The organism is Mycobacterium nebraskense, assembly GCF_002102255.1.
In the GTDB taxonomy this organism is placed as follows: Bacteria; Actinomycetota; Actinomycetes; order Mycobacteriales; family Mycobacteriaceae; genus Mycobacterium; species Mycobacterium nebraskense.
Genome location: NZ_LQPH01000099.1, coordinates 42,173 through 59,821, shown reverse-complemented (window position 1 = coordinate 59,821; position 17,649 = coordinate 42,173). Strand labels below are relative to the sequence as shown.

Sequence of the window (17,649 nt, the reverse complement as noted above, 5' to 3'; positions counted from 1 at the left end):
CTTCGGCCGGACCAGCGTTGAGTACGAGGCTCCGGTCTTGAACTGCGAAGAAGAGCCGGCAGGGTCGTGCAGTGGTACTACGGGCGTGTTCGAGAAGTACAGCAGCGGAGGATTTCTCGTCTCTACAAGCGGTCGATCTCATGGACCGTGGCATGCGTCCCGTCATCGAGAAGCTGACCGATGCGCGCATGGCTACTGCGTGGCCACAAACGAGAAATTCCCGGCAGAGGAGATCAGATCCGGATCGCTGACGCAGCGAGCGCCGTCCACGTTTGCCCGCGCTGACCCTACCTTGGCTACTGCCGCGGCACCGGCAGCACTGCGGGTTGCGCCCCAGCCCCCGACGAAGCTGTGACCATTATCCGACAAGGCGACACAGCCACCCCGACCCTCGGCAAGAACGCGGCAGTCGGTTGCGCCATGCCGCTCGGCGCAATGACTCATCGCATACGCCTCGACATCACTCAGACTGGCAAGGCTGCCGCCAACCGTGACTTCGACAGCGTGGGTGGAATCCGACCCCGCGATCACGATGTAGCCGCCCTGGGCTTGTGCAGGTGCCGCCAGTCCGACAGCACAGACAGCAAAAATCACTGCGGACGCAATAGGCTTGAACATATAATTCCTTTCACACCGTGTTCGGGCGCAAATGACCCTGAGCAGGGCAAATTTGCTGGTTGGCACCTGTAACACGCCGACCCAGACTCGGACATCACCGCTTATGCCAACTCCCAGCGACGCCACGTTCGGAGCGTCGTGCTCTCACAGTGCTCGCTCGACGGGGGATGGGCCCCGTTCTTAACAAAGCCTTGACCCGCGCGTAGCAAATCTTCACAGTGTTGGCCCGCGGCCTGCGTGACAATCATCGGTCGGTTCGGCCGCGTCGGCGCGTTCCCCCCAACGAACGAGTAGCTTGCGCCCGGGGGGTCGGACGACGCCCTCACGGGCGAAAGGATGATGACCGCCATGGACGCTGAACTAGGACGCTGGCTGGCCTCCGGGGAGTACTTCGACTACCTCGGCTTCGACATCTTCTACCGCATGAAGGGCAACGGGCCTCCGCTGCTGCTAATCCACGGTTATCCGTTCAATTCCTACGACTGGGCGCCGATCTGGCCACAACTATCGCAACGGTTCACCGTCATCGCACCGGACATGATCGGCATGGGATTCTCCGCGAAACCCGTTGCCTACGAATACTCGGTAAACGACCACGCCGACATGCACGAAGCGCTGCTGGCGCACCTGAACATCCGCAACGCGCACATCCTGGCCCACGACATCGGCGACTCCGTGGGCCAGGAAATGTTGGCCCGTCATGAGTTTGGTCAGCAAACCTACGGCGCGCTGCGCCTCGACTCGATCACCTGGCTCAACGGAGGAATGTTCATCGAGGCATACAAGCCCAGAACGGCGCAGAAGCTGATGTCTGGCACCCCATTGGGCGACCTCTTTAGTCATGTGCAGGGCAGTCCGGTATCCCGCCGGCTGCTGGAGCCGACGCTGCGCGAGATGTTCGGCCCGAACACCAAGCCGACCCGGCGCATGATGGATGTGTTCAATCAGATCCTGGACTACAACGATGGCCGCCGGGTGCTGCACAAGGTCGGCCGCTTCATCAACGATCGCTACACGCACCGAAACCGGTGGGTGCGTGCCATGCGGCAGACCGCGGTGCCGATGCGACTGATCGACGGGCCGGTCGACCCCAACTCCGGTGCCCACATGGCGCGCCGCTATGCCGAGGTGATACCCGAACCGAATGTGGTGATGCTCGCCGACGACATCGGACACTGGCCACAAATCGAGGCGCCCGACGCGGTGTTGACCCACTTTCTCGCCCACATCGACCGCATCGCCGCCGGCTGAATTACTGGCAGCTGGAAAGCGGTGGGATCAGCGCGGCTGGCTAGCCGTGATGCGGCGGTTGCTCGTCGCGGAGCCGGCCCTCGTCCGACGCCGCTCGCATCTGCTCCTCGTCACCGAACCTCTCCAAGTCCTCGGGCGTGATGCGCACCCGCGGCGATTTCGGCGCGGCCGGTGGTGGGTGTGGGGGTTCGGTGGGCATGAGGCGATTATCTCAGCTCTGGAGCGGAAAGTTCCGGACCGGCAGCGCGGCCGGGCCTATGGCTGAAAGGCCGGAAGAACAGTGCCGGAATCGCGAATCTCCCAGATGCTGGCTTTGCTGATGCCATCAAAGTTGATCTTGTTCAACGTCGCTCGCGAATACGTGAGGTCGATGGCGACGTGAGTCGCAGTGTTGCCGTACGGGTCGGTCATCGGGAAGGTGCCCTGCACGTTCACCGCGGACGCGTCAGGATAGGTCGCCGTTGCGTACCTGAGAATGTCGATGGTGTCCAACCGGGCACCGTCCTTGATCATCTGCTCGGTGTAGTTGTCACGAATGGCGAATCGGGCGACCACGTCGCCGTTCGGGCCTGGAGCGACGGTGAAGGTGACTCCGTCCGGCTTCTTGGGGCCAGCCGGTGCGGACGGCGCCGTCTCGGTCGGTGTCGGTGGTCCGGCCGTGACCGAACTGCTCGGTGGGATCGATTGGCTGTCCTTCTTTGGATCGAAAACCCAGCTTTTGCCGACGATGACGAGGAGAACGAGCGCGCCCAGCGCCGCGAGGGCCAGGGCCGGCTTTCCGGGGGCGCCCTTCTTCTGCGGTTCTGTGCAGAACGCCCACTCACTGGCCCACCTGGTGCCGTCGAAGTACCGTTGCAGCCCGTGGCCTACCCCTGCGGGATCGGGGTACCAGCCCGGCGCCGATTTAGGCGGGGGTGGCGGCTGCTCAGATGCCATCAATCCATTTTCGTCGCGACGAAGACATCCCGGCTACCCGCGGCGATGGCCGCTTGAAACGGATCCCGTTTCGTGAGCCGTCATGCTCCTACTTTTTCAGTCCTCGCGCTCCGGCTCGGCGGGTTCCGGCGCGCAGTCCGGTCGCGTCGTAGTCGGCCCACCATCTGGCGGTGCTGTTCCATGGCGGTCAGCGCATGAAAAGTCGTGGTTTGAAAATCGCATGTGTTGGGCACATCTGCGCCATGACCGCACGTCACATCCCCGGTTTCCTTGCTCCCGCGGTAGTCGCGGTGTCGGGCGTTAGCGCTTCGGTCCTCGCTTCTGCAATCCCGTTTGCCTCCGCCGATCCGTGCCCGGATGTCCAGGTGGTGTTCGCCCGCGGCACCGATGACCCGCCTGGTCTCGGCCCGACCGGACAGGCATTCATCGACTCCCTGCGCCCGCGCGTTGGCGCAAATTCGCTCGACGTATATCCGGTCAACTATCCCGCTACCCACGACTGGACGAACGCGGGTGAGGAAGGCGTTCGTGACGCGGGCGCGCATGTCGTTTCGATGGCGCACGACTGCCCCAACACCAAGATGGTGCTCGGCGGCTATTCCCAAGGCGCGGCCGTGATGGGCTTCGTCACCTCGGCCGCCGTACCGGCTGGGATCGATCCGGCGAGCGTACCCAAACCGATGGATCCCGAGGTGGTCAACCACGTCTCCTCGGTCGTGCTCTTCGCATTGCCAAGCGACAAGGCGATGAACTTCTTCGGCGAGCCGCCGGTCGTCATCGGTCCGCTCTATCAGGCCAAGACCATTCAGGTATGCGCCGCCGGGGACCCGATCTGCTCCGACGGGATGAATTTCGTCGCCCATGACACGTACTCGAGCAACACGGCAATCATTGACCAGGGTGCGGCGTTTGCGGCCAGTCGTCTTGGTGGCGGTCCCGGCGTGCCGGCGGGTGCGGGTCCTGGCGCGCCGACGACCGCCGTGGGGTCGCCGTCTCCAAACGGAGGTTCTGCCGGTTAATCCCAGCTCGGCAGCGGTTTCGCCCGTCTGGCGTCCGCCTGGTGGCGGCCGTTAGCCAGGCGCGGGTGACTCGTCACTACCCGGTGCAATGCAACTCGACGACGCGGCCGGCTGAGACCATGGCCAGCGCCGCGTTTTGAGCGGCCGCCGGGGTCGGGCCCCAGTGGGCGCCCCACCGACCGGATCCGAGAGCCAAAGCGACGCAAGCGTTTCGAGCCCACGCCGCGACGGTACATCCGGCGCCGTGTACCTGGCAGTTGCCCAGCGCGATGTGCGTGGCCTCCTCCATGGTGGTGCCGTTGTTCTCCCAACCCGTCCAGCCGGTCACGGGGGAGTAGGCAATCAGGCGTAACGGTCGGGTGCCGCCGCCTGCGCAGCGGGTGACATCGCGGCCGCGGCGCCGAAGAGGGCGGCGCCGGCGCCGGCCGAGGCGATCAAGGCGGACAGACGATGGCTGATCATTGCGGAACCTCGTGAGTTGTTTTCCGTGGACCAACTCACCATCGGCTGAGCCGCTTGCGAAATCCTCAAGAAATCCTTGGCTGCTGCAAGCCGTTTGGGTTACTACGCTTTCCGGAGATCGGCGAGCGAGTTCCTCAGCCCACCGTCCAACCGGATCTGCACCGCCGCCACCGCCACCATCACTGCGGCGGTCACCAAGTGCACGACCGCGTCGGTGACGTTGTTGGGAAAGGTGAACACGAAGGCGACCTGGTGCGAGAAAAAGGCCCAAATGCCTGGCAGCGCACCGGCTATCGCGGCGACCAGAAGATACAGCACGGCCCAGGACTTGCGCAGCGCGAACACCAGGCCCGGGGCGAATAAGGCGAGACCGGCTATGGCGTGCCAGCCGTTGTAATCCATTCCCAGCAGTTGCACGGTCGGCGCGGTGGGCCCGGTCGCGAAGCTCGGGTTGACGATGAGGCCGATCACAGCCTGAATGACATGAAAAGCGCAGATGATCAGCAGCCCGATCTGGGCGAAACTCCACCTCACGTTGCACCTCCTTGTGCACGGTGGGTAGCCCGAATACTACGCTCGGTAGTAGAGCCTGGCAACGAGAACGGTGAGTCATCCACACCATCCCAGAACCAAGTCGGGGGAGCGCGGCAACGCCGGCACCTGTTATTCGAAACGGCTGGGCCGCAGTGGCTACGCTGTGCTGTTCCGTTCGATCCACTGAGTAATAGCGTCTTCGAGCGCGGTCGCGACGTCCACACCGGTGCTGTCGGCGGCCTGCTCAAACCGCTCGACCAACTCGGTGCGGACTGAGGCGCCCAACTTGGTGCGCGGTGGTTTTGGCTTCGGCGGCAGGTCTACAGGCACGTGTCGCGCGACTGACGCGTCAATGATTTCGCGAAGTGCCGGTATCTCGTCGAGCACTCTAGCGAGATCATCGCGTTCGATACGCAATACCTCGGCCGGCCCGATCGTCGTTACGGTCGCAGAACGCAGTCTCCCACGGTGGAGCGCCGATTCGCCGATCACCTCGCCCGGCCCCAGCACGGCGATGCGGTCCCGGCCGACGTACACGCCCACCTCCCCGCTGAGCAGGATGTAGCAGGAGTCCGATGGCGTCTGCTCATGAATCAGCGGTAATGGGGCCGACGTCGAAGTGCGATGAGCTGCTTGGGCGAGACGCTGCAGTTCAGCATCCGAGAATTTATCGAAGGTGGCGTACTGGCGTAACCGACGGGCGTCTTCCTCATATTGCTTCGCGTCGGCCTTCATAGCGAGCTCCTGACGTGCGATGTGACGCTACAACGACGAGCGTAACGCGAATTTGCGATACAAATGGCAGAAGATCGCGACGTAAATCTAAACCCGGCCCGCCGGAAAACGTCGAAGTCAGTTCCGGCCGGGAAGCTTCATCACCGTCCGCACGATGGGCAGTAGCGACTTCTGCCACAGAGTGCTCGGAATGCCAAGGGGCGGATCGAGATTGAACACGCGTGCGGTCGCGATCGTCTGGGACTCGGTGTACTTCAGCAGGCCCTCGGGACCGTGCCGGCGGCCGACGCCGGACTGGCCCATCCCGCCCATCGGCGCGCTCAGGCTGCCCCAGGCGAACGCATAACCCTCGTTGACGTTTACGGTCCCGGACCGCAACCGGGCGGCGATCTGCTCGCCCTCCGCGGAGGAGCCGGCCCACACGCTGGCGTTGAGCCCGTACTCGGTGTCGTTGGCCTTTTCGACGGCTTCATTCACGTCGGCGACGGGGTAGATCGAGACGACCGGACCGAACGTCTCGTTGGCCGCGCACTCCATCTCCGGCGCGACATCGGTCAGCACCGTCGGCTCGTAAAACAGCGGCCCGATGTCGGGCCGCGCCTTGCCGCCCGTAATCACCTTGGCGCCCTTGGCTTTCGCGTCGTCCACGTGGTCCGTCACCGTGTCCAGCTGGCCCGCCGAGATCAGGCTGCCCATGTCGACCGAGAAGTCATACGCGGTGCCCAGCCGCATATTCCGCACCGCGGCACCGAACTTGCCGATGAAATCGTCGGCGATGTCCTTCTCGACGTAAATCCGCTCGATGGAGATGCAGAGCTGGCCCGCGTTGGAGAAGCACGCGCGGGTGGCCGCCTTGGCGGCCTTGTCGAGGTTGGCTCCCCGCGTGACGATCATCGCGTTCTTGCCCCCGAGTTCGGCCGAGAAGCCGATCAGCCGACGGCCCGCGTGCTCCGCGAGCTGCCTGCCGGTGGCGGTCGAGCCGGTGAACATCAGGTAGTCGCAGTTGTCGATGATTGCGGTACCGACCACCGAGCCCGGACCCGGCACGATCGCGTAGAGCGCCCGCGGCAGCCCGGCCTGATAGAGCAGCTCGGCGCATGCCAGCGCGCAATACGGGGTCTGGCTGTCCGGCTTGAGCACCACCGCGTTACCCGCCAGGAGCGCCGGCACCGAGTCGGACGCCGTCAGCGTCATGGGGTAGTTCCACGGCGAAATCACCCCGACCACGCCCTTGGGCTGGTAACAAACCGTGGTCTTACCGATCCCCGGAAGCAACGCCTGCACCGTGCGAGGCTTCAGCAGGTCCGCTGAAACGCGCACGTAGTAATTCGCGTTAGCCATCAGGTCGACGATTTCCTCCTGCGCCGCCCAGCGGGCCTTGCCGGCCTCGGCCTGCAGGAGATCCATCAGGAACCCGCGGTTCTCGACGACCAGGTCGCGGTAGCGGCTGATGACGTCGATGCGCTCGGCGACCGGACGGTTCGCCCAGTCGATCTGCGCGGCGCGCGCTCCGGCGAATGCCGCTTCGACGTCTTCGGCCGTGCCGATCGGGATCGTGGTCAGCGGCTTGCCGGTGAAGACCTCGTCGATCGTCTTGGTCTGGCGTGCGGTGGCGTCTTTTATCGCGGCGAGCTGGCGCAGGCGGTCGAAGACCTCGGTTGACGGTGCAGGCATGTCGTTCCCTCTCGCAAGAAGCACAGACCTCCAGGACACCAGAATATGGGGTTGCAATGCCAGGCCCCTTGGTGGCCGCGACGTCCACGTGGTGCGTGCATCCCGCCCGGAGGCGAGGACCCTCTAGGTGCGCACGCGGTCCGACGAGGGGCTACGACGCCGCCTGACTCGCCTGGCCTTGTGCAGCGATGGTGTTGAATGCTTGGCGCTCCGAGCTTGCCGTGGGCAGCGTGTCGCCAGGATCACCTAGGTGCAGCAGGCGTCGGACACATCGGCTGCCAACAATGGCCCAGCGAGTTCCCGCGGCGCTGCAGTCGTTATCGAGCGTGATAAGGACGGAAACACCGCTAGCGCAAAGGAAATCCACCCCACTGAGGTCGAGGATCAGCGCAGGAGCCTCTCCGACGAACCGGTTGGCGTAATCGTAGAAGCGGCCGATGTTAGTAGCGTCGATGTCACCGGTGACCTGCACAACGGTCACTTGGTCTCGGCAATATGCGCGTAGTTGCGCGCCGCTGCAATCGACGACGGAGCCGTTGGGCGTGAAGGCGTAGGAAGCGGTATTGGCAGAGATAGGAGCGATCATCAGGTGATCTCGATTCGATCGTGGGTGTAAAGCGAATGTGATACGCGACGACCGAATCGAATAGATGGCGATGCCAATCTTCAAGATCCGTGATAAATGCTAAGAAAGAAATTGTTTGATGCACTATCCGGCGTGTCCACAGGCTGGGGACTCAACCCTGATGCAAGGATAGCTTACTTTCGGTGACGTGAACAGCGACCGCTCGCACCGATTCGAGTGATGTGCAGGGATCTGACTCGGCATCGGAAGTCGATCGTTTGAAAGTCATTGCAGGACAACTGCTCTCGAAGAAACGGTACTGCCTCGGGCTGGCGGATCCGACCCGCAACTACACGCCGGACACCAGGCGGCCCCGATTCCGAAGGCATGTGTTTCGTAAAGGTGTTGGCGGGTAGGCCCCGGTGTTAGGCAGGCGGTTGGCCGGGGCCGCCAGATCTAAAAGCCTTCAACAGGTTAGCGCCTCTTGTCGTGAAGTACCGCCTCGGTGGTGGCCTCACGGCGCGTTGCCTTGAGGTGCTTGTCGGCGCGCTTCTCCTTCAATGACTTTCCGGACTTCTTGCTCATGGATTTTCGGGGAGATTTGTCTGACATTGCTGGCCCCTTCGCCATGGGGCCTGGTTGGTCCCGATCCGCGAACTTTACTCCACGTCGGTATATCGTGGGGTCGTGCGCGGGGGCGCGGTGTGGTGAGGCCATCGCTCGGGGCGACGTCACGGACCGTTTTAGGGTGTATTGTTGAACAGATCGGAAACCCAGCTGGTCCGGGATGAGTCAGCTAATTCTTGCTGACCGCGCCGAGCAATCGCTTACGCCGGAAATGCCGGTGACAAACCCGGAGTTGGGATCGCTTTGAGTGCTTTAGCTACATTTCCATTTTCGACGGATTCCGTTGCCGCGCAGCAATTCTCTGGCTCTCCGAGCTTCGGCCTCCTGAGTACCTATCCGCCGACACCGTGCGGGCTTGCCACCTTCAGTGCTGCCCTGGCCCACGGACTGGTCGCCACTGGCGCCGACGTCCGGGTCGTGAGAGTGTCCGACGGGCCACCGTCTTCGAGCGTCCGTGTCATCGGAGAGCTCGTCGAGGGCTCACCGGCATCCGTCGCGGCATGCGCCGAGTTGCTGAACGAGAGCGATGTTGCGGTCATCCAGCACGACTACGGGATCTACGGCGGTGTTGACGGAGACGAAGTCGTGGGACTCATCGACGAACTGCGCGTGCCTTCGATCGTGGTCGCTCACACTATTCTCAAAGACCCTACGCGACACCAGCGTTCGGTTCTCGAGGCGATTGCAGCACGGGCAGATCAGGTGATCGTGATGTCCGATGCCGCCAGTGAACGGCTGCTCTGCGGCTTCGATATCGACCGCCACAAAGTCGCCACCATTCCCCATGGGGCCACCATCCCGACGACCTCGTGCATACGAGGCGGTCGGCCGACCCTCTTGACGTGGGGCCTGCTGGGCCCGGGCAAGGGCATCGAGCGGGTAATCGACGCGATGGGGTCGCTTCATGACTTGCCAGGGCAGCCGCGGTACGTCGTTGCCGGGCGAACGCGCCCCAAGGTGCTGGCTGCCGACAGCGAGGCGTACCGGGATGCCCTGATAGAACAGGCGCGGCAGGGCGGCGTCGAGCGCTCCGTGTGCTTCGATGGGCATTACCGCAATGTCCCGATGCTGACCGCACTCGTCCAGTCCGCAGCCGTCGTCGTCCTGCCCTACGACTCGACTGATCAAGCGACCTCCGGTGTACTGGTCGAGGCCGTCGCGAACGGCCGGCCGGTTGTTGCGACCGCATTTCCGCACGCTGTTGAATTGCTCGCCAGTGGAGCGGGCATCGTTGTCCCGCACGACGATCCGGACGCGTTGGTATCGGCCCTGCGTCGTGTGCTGACGCAGCCCCGCCTCGCCGGTGCGATGGCGGCCGAGGCACGCCGAATGGCGCCCGAGATGGCCTGGCCGGTGGTCGCGGATGCGTACGTGAGGGTCGCGCACCGGCTACTCACGCGGCGGCGGGCAGGCACGCGCACCGGGTGAATAGTGCCCAGGGCGCGGCATCCATTCTGGCGGTGATCTCGACGTTGCAGCATGCGCGACGATCATCTTTGCGCGGCAATGGCTTCGGTCAGGGTGGCTCAGCGTAGCCCTCAGCCCTATCCGCCCGGCCGTCCGGGAGCGGCACGCGGTCGTTCGTGCCCGGCCCGCAGGCGCGATGGTGTTCGCGGGAATCTGGCGTGCTACGGTCAGGACTTACGGCACAGAGCCGATTTTGGCAAATACTTCGATAGATGGCTCAGCCGTCCACCGGGACCACCAGGCTCCGGGCGGGCTTCCGTGCCGCCCGACTCCCGTGACGAGGGTGACCACGACAGCCGCATCAGCTGTGCAGCCGTAATCGGCGACCGCACTCGAAGGTCGATTGCGTCCCGATGCCGCCGTTCAGCTTTGTTGATCAAACAGCTTCCCGATCGTCGGACCTCGCGCCGCTCGCCCGTCGACACCAATCAAAAGATCGGACGTGATCCACATTGTTGCGGTACGTAAACCTTCCGCTCATCGTCATGCGGACAACGCACGCCACCGCGCCCGGATCTCACTGAGATGGCCATCACCGAAGTACCTGAATACGCCCATCTGAGCGATGCGGACCTCGAGGAGCTCGCGGCCGCTCTGGAAGAGATCCGTCGCGATATCGAGGCTGCGCGTGGCTCGAAAGATCGGGCATACATCGTGCGCGCCATCGCTTTACAGCGATGGCTCGAAATCGCGGCGAGGCTAGCGATTGCGGGGAGCAAAGGCAAGCTTGGCTGGGCTGTCGGAACCGCCGCCCTGGCCGCGGCCAAGTCCATCGAGAACATGGAACTCGGCCATAACATCAGCCACGGTCAATGGGATTGGATGAACGATCCCGAGATCCATTCCAGTACGTGGGAATGGGACATGGCCGCTCTCACATCGCAATGGCAGCACTCCCACAACTACCGGCACCACGTCTTCGCGAACATCGTCGGGGTGGATGACGACCTCGGATTTGGAGTCATGCGGGTCACTCGGGATCAAGCGTGGCGGCCGAGCGCGTTGGTGCAGCCGCTGCGCGCGGTGCTGCTGGCGCTCGCGTTCGAATGGGGTGTCGCATTGCACGGCTTGTATGCGGTGCAGGAGCGCGAGGACACCGACGCCGGCAGATCCGCCCACAAATCAGCGCTCCTTCGCAAGGTGGCCCGACAGGTCGGCAAGGACTACGTTCTCGTTCCCGCGCTGAGTCGTCGGCGATGGCGCCGCACACTGTGGGCCAACGTGGTTGCCAACGGGCTGCGCAACGTGTGGGCGTGTGTCGTGATTATCTGCGGTCATTTCGCGGACGGCGCGGAAAAGTTCACCCCGTCGGCATTGGAGGGCGAGAGGAAGCCCGAATGGTATCTGCGGCAGATGCTCGGTACCGCCAATTTTCGGGCCGGGACGGTGATGGCGTTCATGAGCGGGAACCTCTGCTACCAAATCGAACACCACCTCTTCCCCGATCTGCCCAGTAATCGTTACCCCGAAATCGCCCATCGGGTACGCGACTTGTGCCTCACCTACGACCTGCCGTACACGACCGGCCCGTTGCACCGCCAGTTCCTGCTCACCGCGCGCACAATCTGCAAACTGGCGCTGCCGGACCGGTTTCTCACCGCTACCTCCGACGACGCGCCCGAGACAGCGTCCGAGGACAAATTCCGGAACGTCGCGAAGCGACCGAACTCAGGCGTCGGGGACAATGGGCGGCGACGCGGATTGGCGACGGCACTACTTACCGGAAAGTCGATGTTGCCCCAGTGAGGCACGGCCTGACCTCGGGCGCTTTGGATGTCCGCCCGCTCTTGCTGCACGTTCGAAAAATGCTGCGGCACAATGCTATATACCCACCTGCAGTCGGGTGACTTGCCCGGCCGCGGCGTCGCGATTACTCGCGCACCTGGCGGTTGACGACACCCGTAACGAATCGGGAATCGATCTCTTCACCGCCATCGCCGTAGTAGACGCGGTAGTGTTCCTCGCCTGAGTGCGTGTCGGTGATGCCCATTGCGGTGTCGGCCGTACGGGTGACTTTGATCCAGTTTCCAGACTTCGGATCTTGAAGCATGTCGCCTTCCCGGATCTCCGACAATGGCACCTTTTCTATTGCATGTTCGGAACTCATTGCTCTCCCGATAGTCCTGGCCGGTCGGCGGTATCCACCCTCCGGGGATCATCCCGGCGATCATTCGAGGATTCTCCGGTCAACCGCGCCGGTCAATCACCGATTCATCCGACGCCGAGCCACCGACCAGGGGACTGGGATCGTTGCTCGTAAATCGCCGCAGGAAGTGAAAGGCTGAGGGGATGACCTTGCCGCCGCCCGACCCGGCCGTTTCCGCAGCCCAAGCCCCGTCCGGCTAAATGTGGCGATCCACAAGCAGCTCCTCGCTGCGGTCGACGGCCGGCGCGGGGTAGAGGCCGCCGACCGGCTGTGTGAGGCGTGTGTGGGTCTTCTCGACGTTGACGCGGCGGCCATCTCGCTCGTTTTCGAAGGCGCGAGCAGCGGAACACTGGGATCCAGCGGGGCGCCCGCGCGCATATACGACGAACTACAGTTCACTCTCGGCGAGGGACCGTGCCTGGACGCCGTCGCACAGCGGATTCCTATCCTGGTCGTCGACCTCGCAGATCCGGAGGAGGCTCGCTGGCCGGCCTACGCGCCCGCCATGGTGGCCCACCAGATCAGATGCGTCTACGCGATACCCGTGGTGGTGGCCGGCGAATATGTCGGCGCCCTCGACCTCTTCCGCGCGCAGCCGGGCCGGCTGCTGGACGATGACGTGGCCGGTGCCGTCGCCGCCGCGGAGCTCGCCGGTGTGCCGCTTCTGGACCTCCTTGACGGAGACCTCCAGGCCGCCGTCGCCGACCCCACCAGCAATGCCTGGGCCGAACTCAGCACGCTGAGCCGCGCGGAGGTCAGCCAGGCCACCGGCATGGTCGTCGCCCAGCTGGAGGTCGAACCGGCCGAGGCCCTTGTCCGGCTGCGCGCTCACGCCTACGCCACCGGCCGCAGCGCCACCGACGTCGCCCGCGACATCCTCGACCGCCGACTGAAGCTCGAAATCGACTGATGCGCGCTCGGCGGACCCGGAAAGCCCAGAAAGAAGGACAACGTGACTGACACCCCTCGTGAAACCCGGGTGCTGAACGCCGTCGTCGCGCTAGTCGACAGCCTGCTCGATGACTTCGACGTGGTCGACCTGCTGACCGGGCTCACACAACAATGTGCTGAGTTGCTCGACGTCGCAGCCGCGGGAATTCTGCTCGCCGACCCACTACATCAGCTCCGCTTGCTGGCCGCGACGTCGGAGCAGGCCCACGAACTCGAGGTCTTCCAGCTGCAAGCCGAAGAAGGCCCATGCTTGGACTGCTACGCCACCGGCCAACCGGTCTCGGTTACCGACCTCCGAGCGGCAACAGATCGCTGGCCGCGGTTTGTTCCCGCCGCAGTCGGCGCCGGTTTCGCCTCCGTGCATGCCGTCCCGATGCGGGCCGCCGGCATGGTGTTGGGCGCACTCAACTTGTTCGGCAGCAGCCCCGGCGAGCTCACCGAGGCAGATCTGCTCGTCGGGCAGACCCTGGCACATATCGCATGCGTCGCGATCCTCCAGGAACACTCACCCACAGCCTTCACCGTCATGCCGCCGCTACGCACCGCGCTGACCAGCCGCGTCATCGTGGAGCAGGCGAAGGGCTTCCTTTGCGAAAAGCTGGATGTCTCCGTAGAGCAGGCATTCGATCTGTTGCGGACCTACGCGCGGGCCAACGGGGAACACCTGACCGATGTGTCACGCAGATTGATGACCGATCGGTATTCCCGGCTGCTACTGGTGGCGGCGTTGGCCGAATTGTTGGCCGCGCCACCGGGATAACGAGTCAGCGACGCCATGCGCGGGCGCGCCGCGCGGCCTCTTCGACCAGCCGCTCGGCGACGGAGTGCAGCTTGACGTTCTCCGTCTGGCTGATGCGGGTGAGCCGTTCGAAGGCCTCATCGGCGCTGCCGCCCGACCGGCTGCGGATGATGCCGATCGCCTGGTCGATCACCGATCGGCTGTTCAATGCGCGCTGCAAGCGCAGTGTCCGTTCGTGTGCGTCGGCCAGCAACTGCGCGTTATACACCGACACCGCGGCGGGCCTGGCAAACTGGGCGCCCAGTCGCACGGCGTGCTCGGCGAACGCGTCGCGTTGTGCGGCATAGGCGTTGATCGAGCCGATCACGTCGTCGCCAACGATTAGCGGCAGCGCCAGCGCGGAGTGCATCCGCATCCGGGCTACCCGGCCACCGAAGTGCGGCCAACGGCTGTCACTGCCCAGCGATCCGCTCACCGTGGGGCGTCGCGACTGCATACAGGTGATGCACGGCCCCTCGTTCAGTTCGTCGTACTGGATCGTGTCGATCTCGTGGACGAGTTCCATTGTCGCCGCCCAGGTCTGGGCGCTGGACAACCCGTGCTGCGGATCGATCAATGCGACGCCCACGCCGTCGGCACCCGGAATCGCCTGGGCCGCGAACTCTGCCACGTCCCGCAGAAGGTCGACCACCCCTCGGGCGCCGGCCACAATTCCGGCAACTCCGCGGAGCCCCTCGTGCAGTTCGGCCTCGTCCGCGTCCCGTTGGGCAGGGGAGAGTTGGGGCGATTGCGGCGCCTCGCGACCGGGCTGAGCGTCGAAGTCGGCCAACGTCCCTCCTCCCGTGCACCCTTGACCGCGAATCTACTCCCCGCCGAGCCCGGAAAAATCAGTCGATGAGCGCCAACGCATGGCCGCGCCGCAGTTTCCCCGACGGGGTCTTGGGGATCGTTCCCGGCTCGAGTACGGCCACATTGCGGGGGCGGACGTCGACCTCGGCGACCACTTCGTGTGCCACCTGATGCTCGATGCGGCGCACCGCGGCCGGATTTTGCCAGTCGTTGGACTCCAGGGCGATGGCGAACGTCTCCCGTGCGTGTCCGGCGTCCAGGCGCACCGCGACGGCAGAGCCCGGCCGGACCCCGCAGACGCGCGCGGTGGCGCGTTCGATGTCGGTCGGGTAGATGTTGCGGCCGGCCATGATGATCACGTCCTTGACACGGCCGCAGACGACGACATGGCCGGTCTCGGTAAGGTAGCCCAAGTCGCCGGTGTCATACCAACCCTGGTCGTCTTGAGCGGCGACGAATCCGGCCATCGTTTCGTAGCCCAGCGTCACTGGTTCACCGCGCACCTCGAGTACGCCGACGCCCCGCGCGGGCAGGATGGTGGCGTCTTCGTCGACGACGCGAGCCTGCAGCCCCTTCAACGGTCGGCCGAGCGTGGCCAGTCGCCGGATATTGCCCTTGGTCGCCGGGACGGCCCGGTGCAGTACGGCGAGCAGGTCCGCGTCGACCACATCGACCAAAAGGCCTGCGCCGCAATCGGAGAACGACACCGCTACGGTCGCTTCGGCCATGCCGTAGGCCGGCAGGATTGCCTCCGGACGTAACCCGAACGGCCGGCCGGCCTCGCAGAGGTACTCGACGTCCGCGGGTTCCACGTGTTCGGCGCCCGACAGGGCCCATCGCAGGGTCGACAAGTCAAACTGGCCGGGGCGGGCCAGGTTGCGAAGCCGTTTGGCTAACAGCGTGTAGGCGAAGTTCGGTGCGGCGGTCATCGTGCCTTTGTATTTGTCGATGAGCTCGGCCCACAGCAGCGTGTTACGCAGGAAGTCCATCGGAGTAACCTTGACCAGCTCGGCGCCGAAATACATTGGCACAGTCAAGAACCCAGTCATGCCCATGTCGTGGAACAACGGCAACCAGCTCACGATGACGTCAGTGTCGATGTCAACGCTCGCGCCGGCGAACATCGCCTCAGCGTTGGAAACGATGTTGCGGTGTGTGATCCGTACGGCCTTGGGTGACCCGGTAGACCCGGAAGTCAATTGCAGCAGTGCCAGGTCGTCGTCGCTGGTATCGAGGGGATCGATCGGGCGGCTGTCGAGGAGCTCATCGACGATGAGCACTCGCATACCGAGCTGAGACAGCAATGGGGCCGCGGCCATGAAAGGCTGGGAGACGACTATCGCTTTTGCACCGATCATCTCGATGACAGCGGTCGTCTCTCGGCCCCATCGCTGAAGATCGGTACGCGCGGTGGGCTGGTGGAGCATGGTCAAATTGGCGCCGCGCATCCAGATACCCTGTGCGGTCGGAGCGATCTCCACCGGGGCGCCGGCCAGCACCGCGACCGTGTCACCGGGGCCGACCCCGGCCGCGCTCAAGCCGCCTGCAATCCGTCGTGCCCTGTTATGCACCTCACCCCAGGTATGCCGGACGGGGCGATTCGGCTCTCCGGTCACCAGGCCTTTCGAACTGGAATGGGCGGTGCTGTACATCGTTTCGGTGAACTTGCTCAAGGCCATTCCTCGTTCTCCGGTGCGGCGACGTCGCGGCTGGTCTGCGACCGTGCGGCGGGTCGTTGGATCGGGGGCCCGAACGCGCGAGCTAAGCCAAACGTGTAGGCAATGCGCCGCGAGCTCTGGGGGCAATCCGAAAGCACAATTTGACAGTCGGCTTTACCGGGTTTGCAGACGCGTTGCGGCGGGGACCAATTGACAGATCGCCGTCGGACGTTTCTGGGAGGCTGCGGAGTCAACCTTCGCCAAACCATACCGCAACGGTCGGTCGGGAATCGCTGAAAGCTTCAAGCGGCTTACAGACACACCCCACCGTCGAAGTCAGCCCTGGGTAGACCATTCCGACGGAATGGATGTCTGCGAAGTACCCGTAGGCCTGATACCAGGCCGGGGCGTATGGCCGTTCATAAGTCGCCATAAATCCTTGTATACCAATAGATGTCTTTGAACTAAGCGTTTGTGGGTACGCGCCTGTTCGCGGATGCGTCGTACCGAGTGCGCTCGCTCGTCGAGAGCCGACCGGTGGGTTTTCATCGGGCCGACGCAGCGGCGCCGAGTACTGATTCGGCATGCGACTCCTGAGGTAGGCCGGGCGATCCGTACAACGAGCGCCGACGCCCCTCTTTGCGGCACATGGGCAGATATCGGCGTAACGTAACTAAGAGAGTTGTTTCATTGTCGGCACAGCCTCGACCGTCATTCCCCATCGAGATCACGGGCAATGCAATCCCTCCGTCGGCCCGTTTCGCGGGTTGATCGCATCGAACTGCGAAGGGTTCTACCCATGAATCGAGCGGTACCGGCGGTCAGTTTCATTGATTCTCAGCGGAATCCAACAACCCACTCCGTAGTCGACTCTGTGGAGCACCGGTGCGGGGGGGAACCGACTTCGTATCTGATCAATACGGTGGGACCGCACCGCCCCGTGAGCCCGGTGCGGCTCACGCTGACATCCCAACTCGGAAATAAAGTCGACGGAGCGTGGTGGCCCCGGACAGGGGTGATCTCGCGAGAGATCATCGAGTTGATCGCTGTCTTACGCGGCCGTTTAGGCCGAGTCACCGACATTAACGTCAACTGGTCATCGTTGCAAAGCCAGCAGGACCTGAATTGGGACTGCTGGCATGGGATACGGCCACACGTCATGACAGTTGGCGGCCGCGATGCACGGGCACAGCTTCTGATCGTTCCGCATCGCACTGGTGCGGCCCTTGCGGTAATGGTGTTGCGTCAGGCTGCCGGCTTGCCCGTGTACGACGCACATCGTGATTCCCGAGCCTTCCAGAGGGCCGACTGCATTGTCCGCATGGCCCGGGGCGAGCAAATGTTTGGATCGCGGCGCTCGCGGTGAGCTGATGTCATAGCTATACCGCAGGGAGCGGTGGGAACATTCGGGTTCGCCC

The 17,649-nt window shown here is 64.0% G+C and carries 19 protein-coding genes; 7 read left to right on the top strand and 12 right to left on the bottom strand.

The features are described 5' to 3' along the window. Window positions 1–192 precede the first annotated feature (192 nt). The gene (locus tag AWC17_RS10525; protein WP_082122836.1) at window positions 193–618 is read right to left on the bottom strand and encodes a DUF4189 domain-containing protein; all 426 of its coding nucleotides are present in this window, start codon (window positions 616–618) and stop codon (window positions 193–195) included. 348 nt (window positions 619–966) lie between these two features. Between AWC17_RS10525 and AWC17_RS10520 the strand changes: the two genes are divergently transcribed. Then, window positions 967–1,869 carry an alpha/beta fold hydrolase gene (locus AWC17_RS10520; RefSeq protein WP_046182108.1) on the top strand — a complete coding sequence of 301 codons (903 nt, stop codon included), beginning with the start codon at window positions 967–969 and terminating at the stop codon, window positions 1,867–1,869. Window positions 1,870–1,909: 40 nt separating this feature from the next. Here AWC17_RS10520 and AWC17_RS32640 read toward each other — a convergent pair whose 3' ends face one another. Next, entirely contained in the window at window positions 1,910–2,068 is a 159-nt protein-coding gene (locus AWC17_RS32640) for a hypothetical protein (protein WP_167385565.1), read from the bottom strand. A gap of 56 nt (window positions 2,069–2,124) precedes the next feature. Next, the gene (locus AWC17_RS10515; RefSeq protein WP_085164604.1) at window positions 2,125–2,805 is read right to left on the bottom strand and encodes a DUF2510 domain-containing protein; all 681 of its coding nucleotides are present in this window, start codon (window positions 2,803–2,805) and stop codon (window positions 2,125–2,127) included. Window positions 2,806–3,047: 242 nt separating this feature from the next. Between AWC17_RS10515 and AWC17_RS10510 the strand changes: the two genes are divergently transcribed. Next, the gene (locus AWC17_RS10510; RefSeq protein ID WP_046182085.1) at window positions 3,048–3,824 is read left to right on the top strand and encodes a cutinase family protein; all 777 of its coding nucleotides are present in this window, start codon (window positions 3,048–3,050) and stop codon (window positions 3,822–3,824) included. Between the two features lie 76 nt (window positions 3,825–3,900). Here AWC17_RS10510 and AWC17_RS32635 read toward each other — a convergent pair whose 3' ends face one another. From AWC17_RS32635 to AWC17_RS32630, 6 genes are all read right to left on the bottom strand, one after another. Further along, complete coding sequence (locus AWC17_RS32635) at window positions 3,901–4,167, bottom strand: DUF4189 domain-containing protein (RefSeq protein WP_264055949.1); 267 nt, start codon at window positions 4,165–4,167, stop codon at window positions 3,901–3,903. A 221-nt stretch (window positions 4,168–4,388) separates the two neighbouring features. Then, on the bottom strand, window positions 4,389–4,820 hold the full coding sequence (locus AWC17_RS10500) for a DUF4383 domain-containing protein (protein ID WP_046182087.1): 432 nt from the start codon (window positions 4,818–4,820) through the stop codon (window positions 4,389–4,391). Between the two features lie 156 nt (window positions 4,821–4,976). Beyond that, the gene (locus tag AWC17_RS10495; protein WP_046182088.1) at window positions 4,977–5,555 is read right to left on the bottom strand and encodes a cyclic nucleotide-binding domain-containing protein; all 579 of its coding nucleotides are present in this window, start codon (window positions 5,553–5,555) and stop codon (window positions 4,977–4,979) included. A 117-nt stretch (window positions 5,556–5,672) separates the two neighbouring features. Beyond that, on the bottom strand, window positions 5,673–7,229 hold the full coding sequence (locus AWC17_RS10490) for a succinic semialdehyde dehydrogenase (RefSeq protein WP_046182089.1): 1,557 nt from the start codon (window positions 7,227–7,229) through the stop codon (window positions 5,673–5,675). 151 nt (window positions 7,230–7,380) lie between these two features. Continuing rightward, window positions 7,381–7,815 (bottom strand): STAS domain-containing protein, encoded by a 435-nt coding sequence (locus tag AWC17_RS10485; protein WP_052742702.1) that lies wholly within the window; start codon window positions 7,813–7,815, stop codon window positions 7,381–7,383. A gap of 453 nt (window positions 7,816–8,268) precedes the next feature. After that, window positions 8,269–8,406: a hypothetical protein gene (locus AWC17_RS32630; protein WP_167385564.1), complete on the bottom strand. Its 138-nt coding sequence runs from the start codon at window positions 8,404–8,406 to the stop codon at window positions 8,269–8,271. A 258-nt stretch (window positions 8,407–8,664) separates the two neighbouring features. Between AWC17_RS32630 and AWC17_RS10480 the strand changes: the two genes are divergently transcribed. Beyond that, the gene (locus tag AWC17_RS10480; RefSeq protein WP_046182090.1) at window positions 8,665–9,849 is read left to right on the top strand and encodes a glycosyltransferase; all 1,185 of its coding nucleotides are present in this window, start codon (window positions 8,665–8,667) and stop codon (window positions 9,847–9,849) included. Between the two features lie 564 nt (window positions 9,850–10,413). Beyond that, on the top strand, window positions 10,414–11,634 hold the full coding sequence (locus AWC17_RS10475) for a fatty acid desaturase family protein (protein WP_046182091.1): 1,221 nt from the start codon (window positions 10,414–10,416) through the stop codon (window positions 11,632–11,634). A 124-nt stretch (window positions 11,635–11,758) separates the two neighbouring features. On the opposite strand, the gene AWC17_RS10470 is transcribed toward AWC17_RS10475, so the two are convergent. Next, on the bottom strand, window positions 11,759–11,995 hold the full coding sequence (locus AWC17_RS10470; RefSeq protein WP_085164603.1) for a hypothetical protein: 237 nt from the start codon (window positions 11,993–11,995) through the stop codon (window positions 11,759–11,761). Between the two features lie 241 nt (window positions 11,996–12,236). On the opposite strand from AWC17_RS10470, the gene AWC17_RS10465 reads away from it, so the two are divergent. Both AWC17_RS10465 and AWC17_RS10460 read left to right on the top strand, forming a co-directional pair. Then, window positions 12,237–12,944, top strand: a complete 708-nt coding sequence (locus AWC17_RS10465) for a GAF and ANTAR domain-containing protein (RefSeq protein WP_046182093.1) — start codon at window positions 12,237–12,239, stop codon at window positions 12,942–12,944. A gap of 42 nt (window positions 12,945–12,986) precedes the next feature. Continuing rightward, window positions 12,987–13,745, top strand: a complete 759-nt coding sequence (locus AWC17_RS10460) for a GAF and ANTAR domain-containing protein (RefSeq protein WP_046182094.1) — start codon at window positions 12,987–12,989, stop codon at window positions 13,743–13,745. 4 nt (window positions 13,746–13,749) lie between these two features. On the opposite strand, the gene AWC17_RS10455 is transcribed toward AWC17_RS10460, so the two are convergent. Together AWC17_RS10455 and AWC17_RS10450 are read right to left on the bottom strand one after the other, a co-directional pair. Then, on the bottom strand, window positions 13,750–14,553 hold the full coding sequence (locus AWC17_RS10455) for a GAF and ANTAR domain-containing protein (protein ID WP_046182095.1): 804 nt from the start codon (window positions 14,551–14,553) through the stop codon (window positions 13,750–13,752). A 58-nt stretch (window positions 14,554–14,611) separates the two neighbouring features. Beyond that, window positions 14,612–16,246 carry a fatty acyl-AMP ligase gene (locus tag AWC17_RS10450; protein WP_046182110.1) on the bottom strand — a complete coding sequence of 545 codons (1,635 nt, stop codon included), beginning with the start codon at window positions 16,244–16,246 and terminating at the stop codon, window positions 14,612–14,614. A gap of 721 nt (window positions 16,247–16,967) precedes the next feature. On the opposite strand from AWC17_RS10450, the gene AWC17_RS33420 reads away from it, so the two are divergent. Then, on the top strand, window positions 16,968–17,597 hold the full coding sequence (locus tag AWC17_RS33420; RefSeq protein ID WP_308292922.1) for a DUF5994 family protein: 630 nt from the start codon (window positions 16,968–16,970) through the stop codon (window positions 17,595–17,597). The last annotated feature ends 52 nt before the right edge of the window (window positions 17,598–17,649 follow it).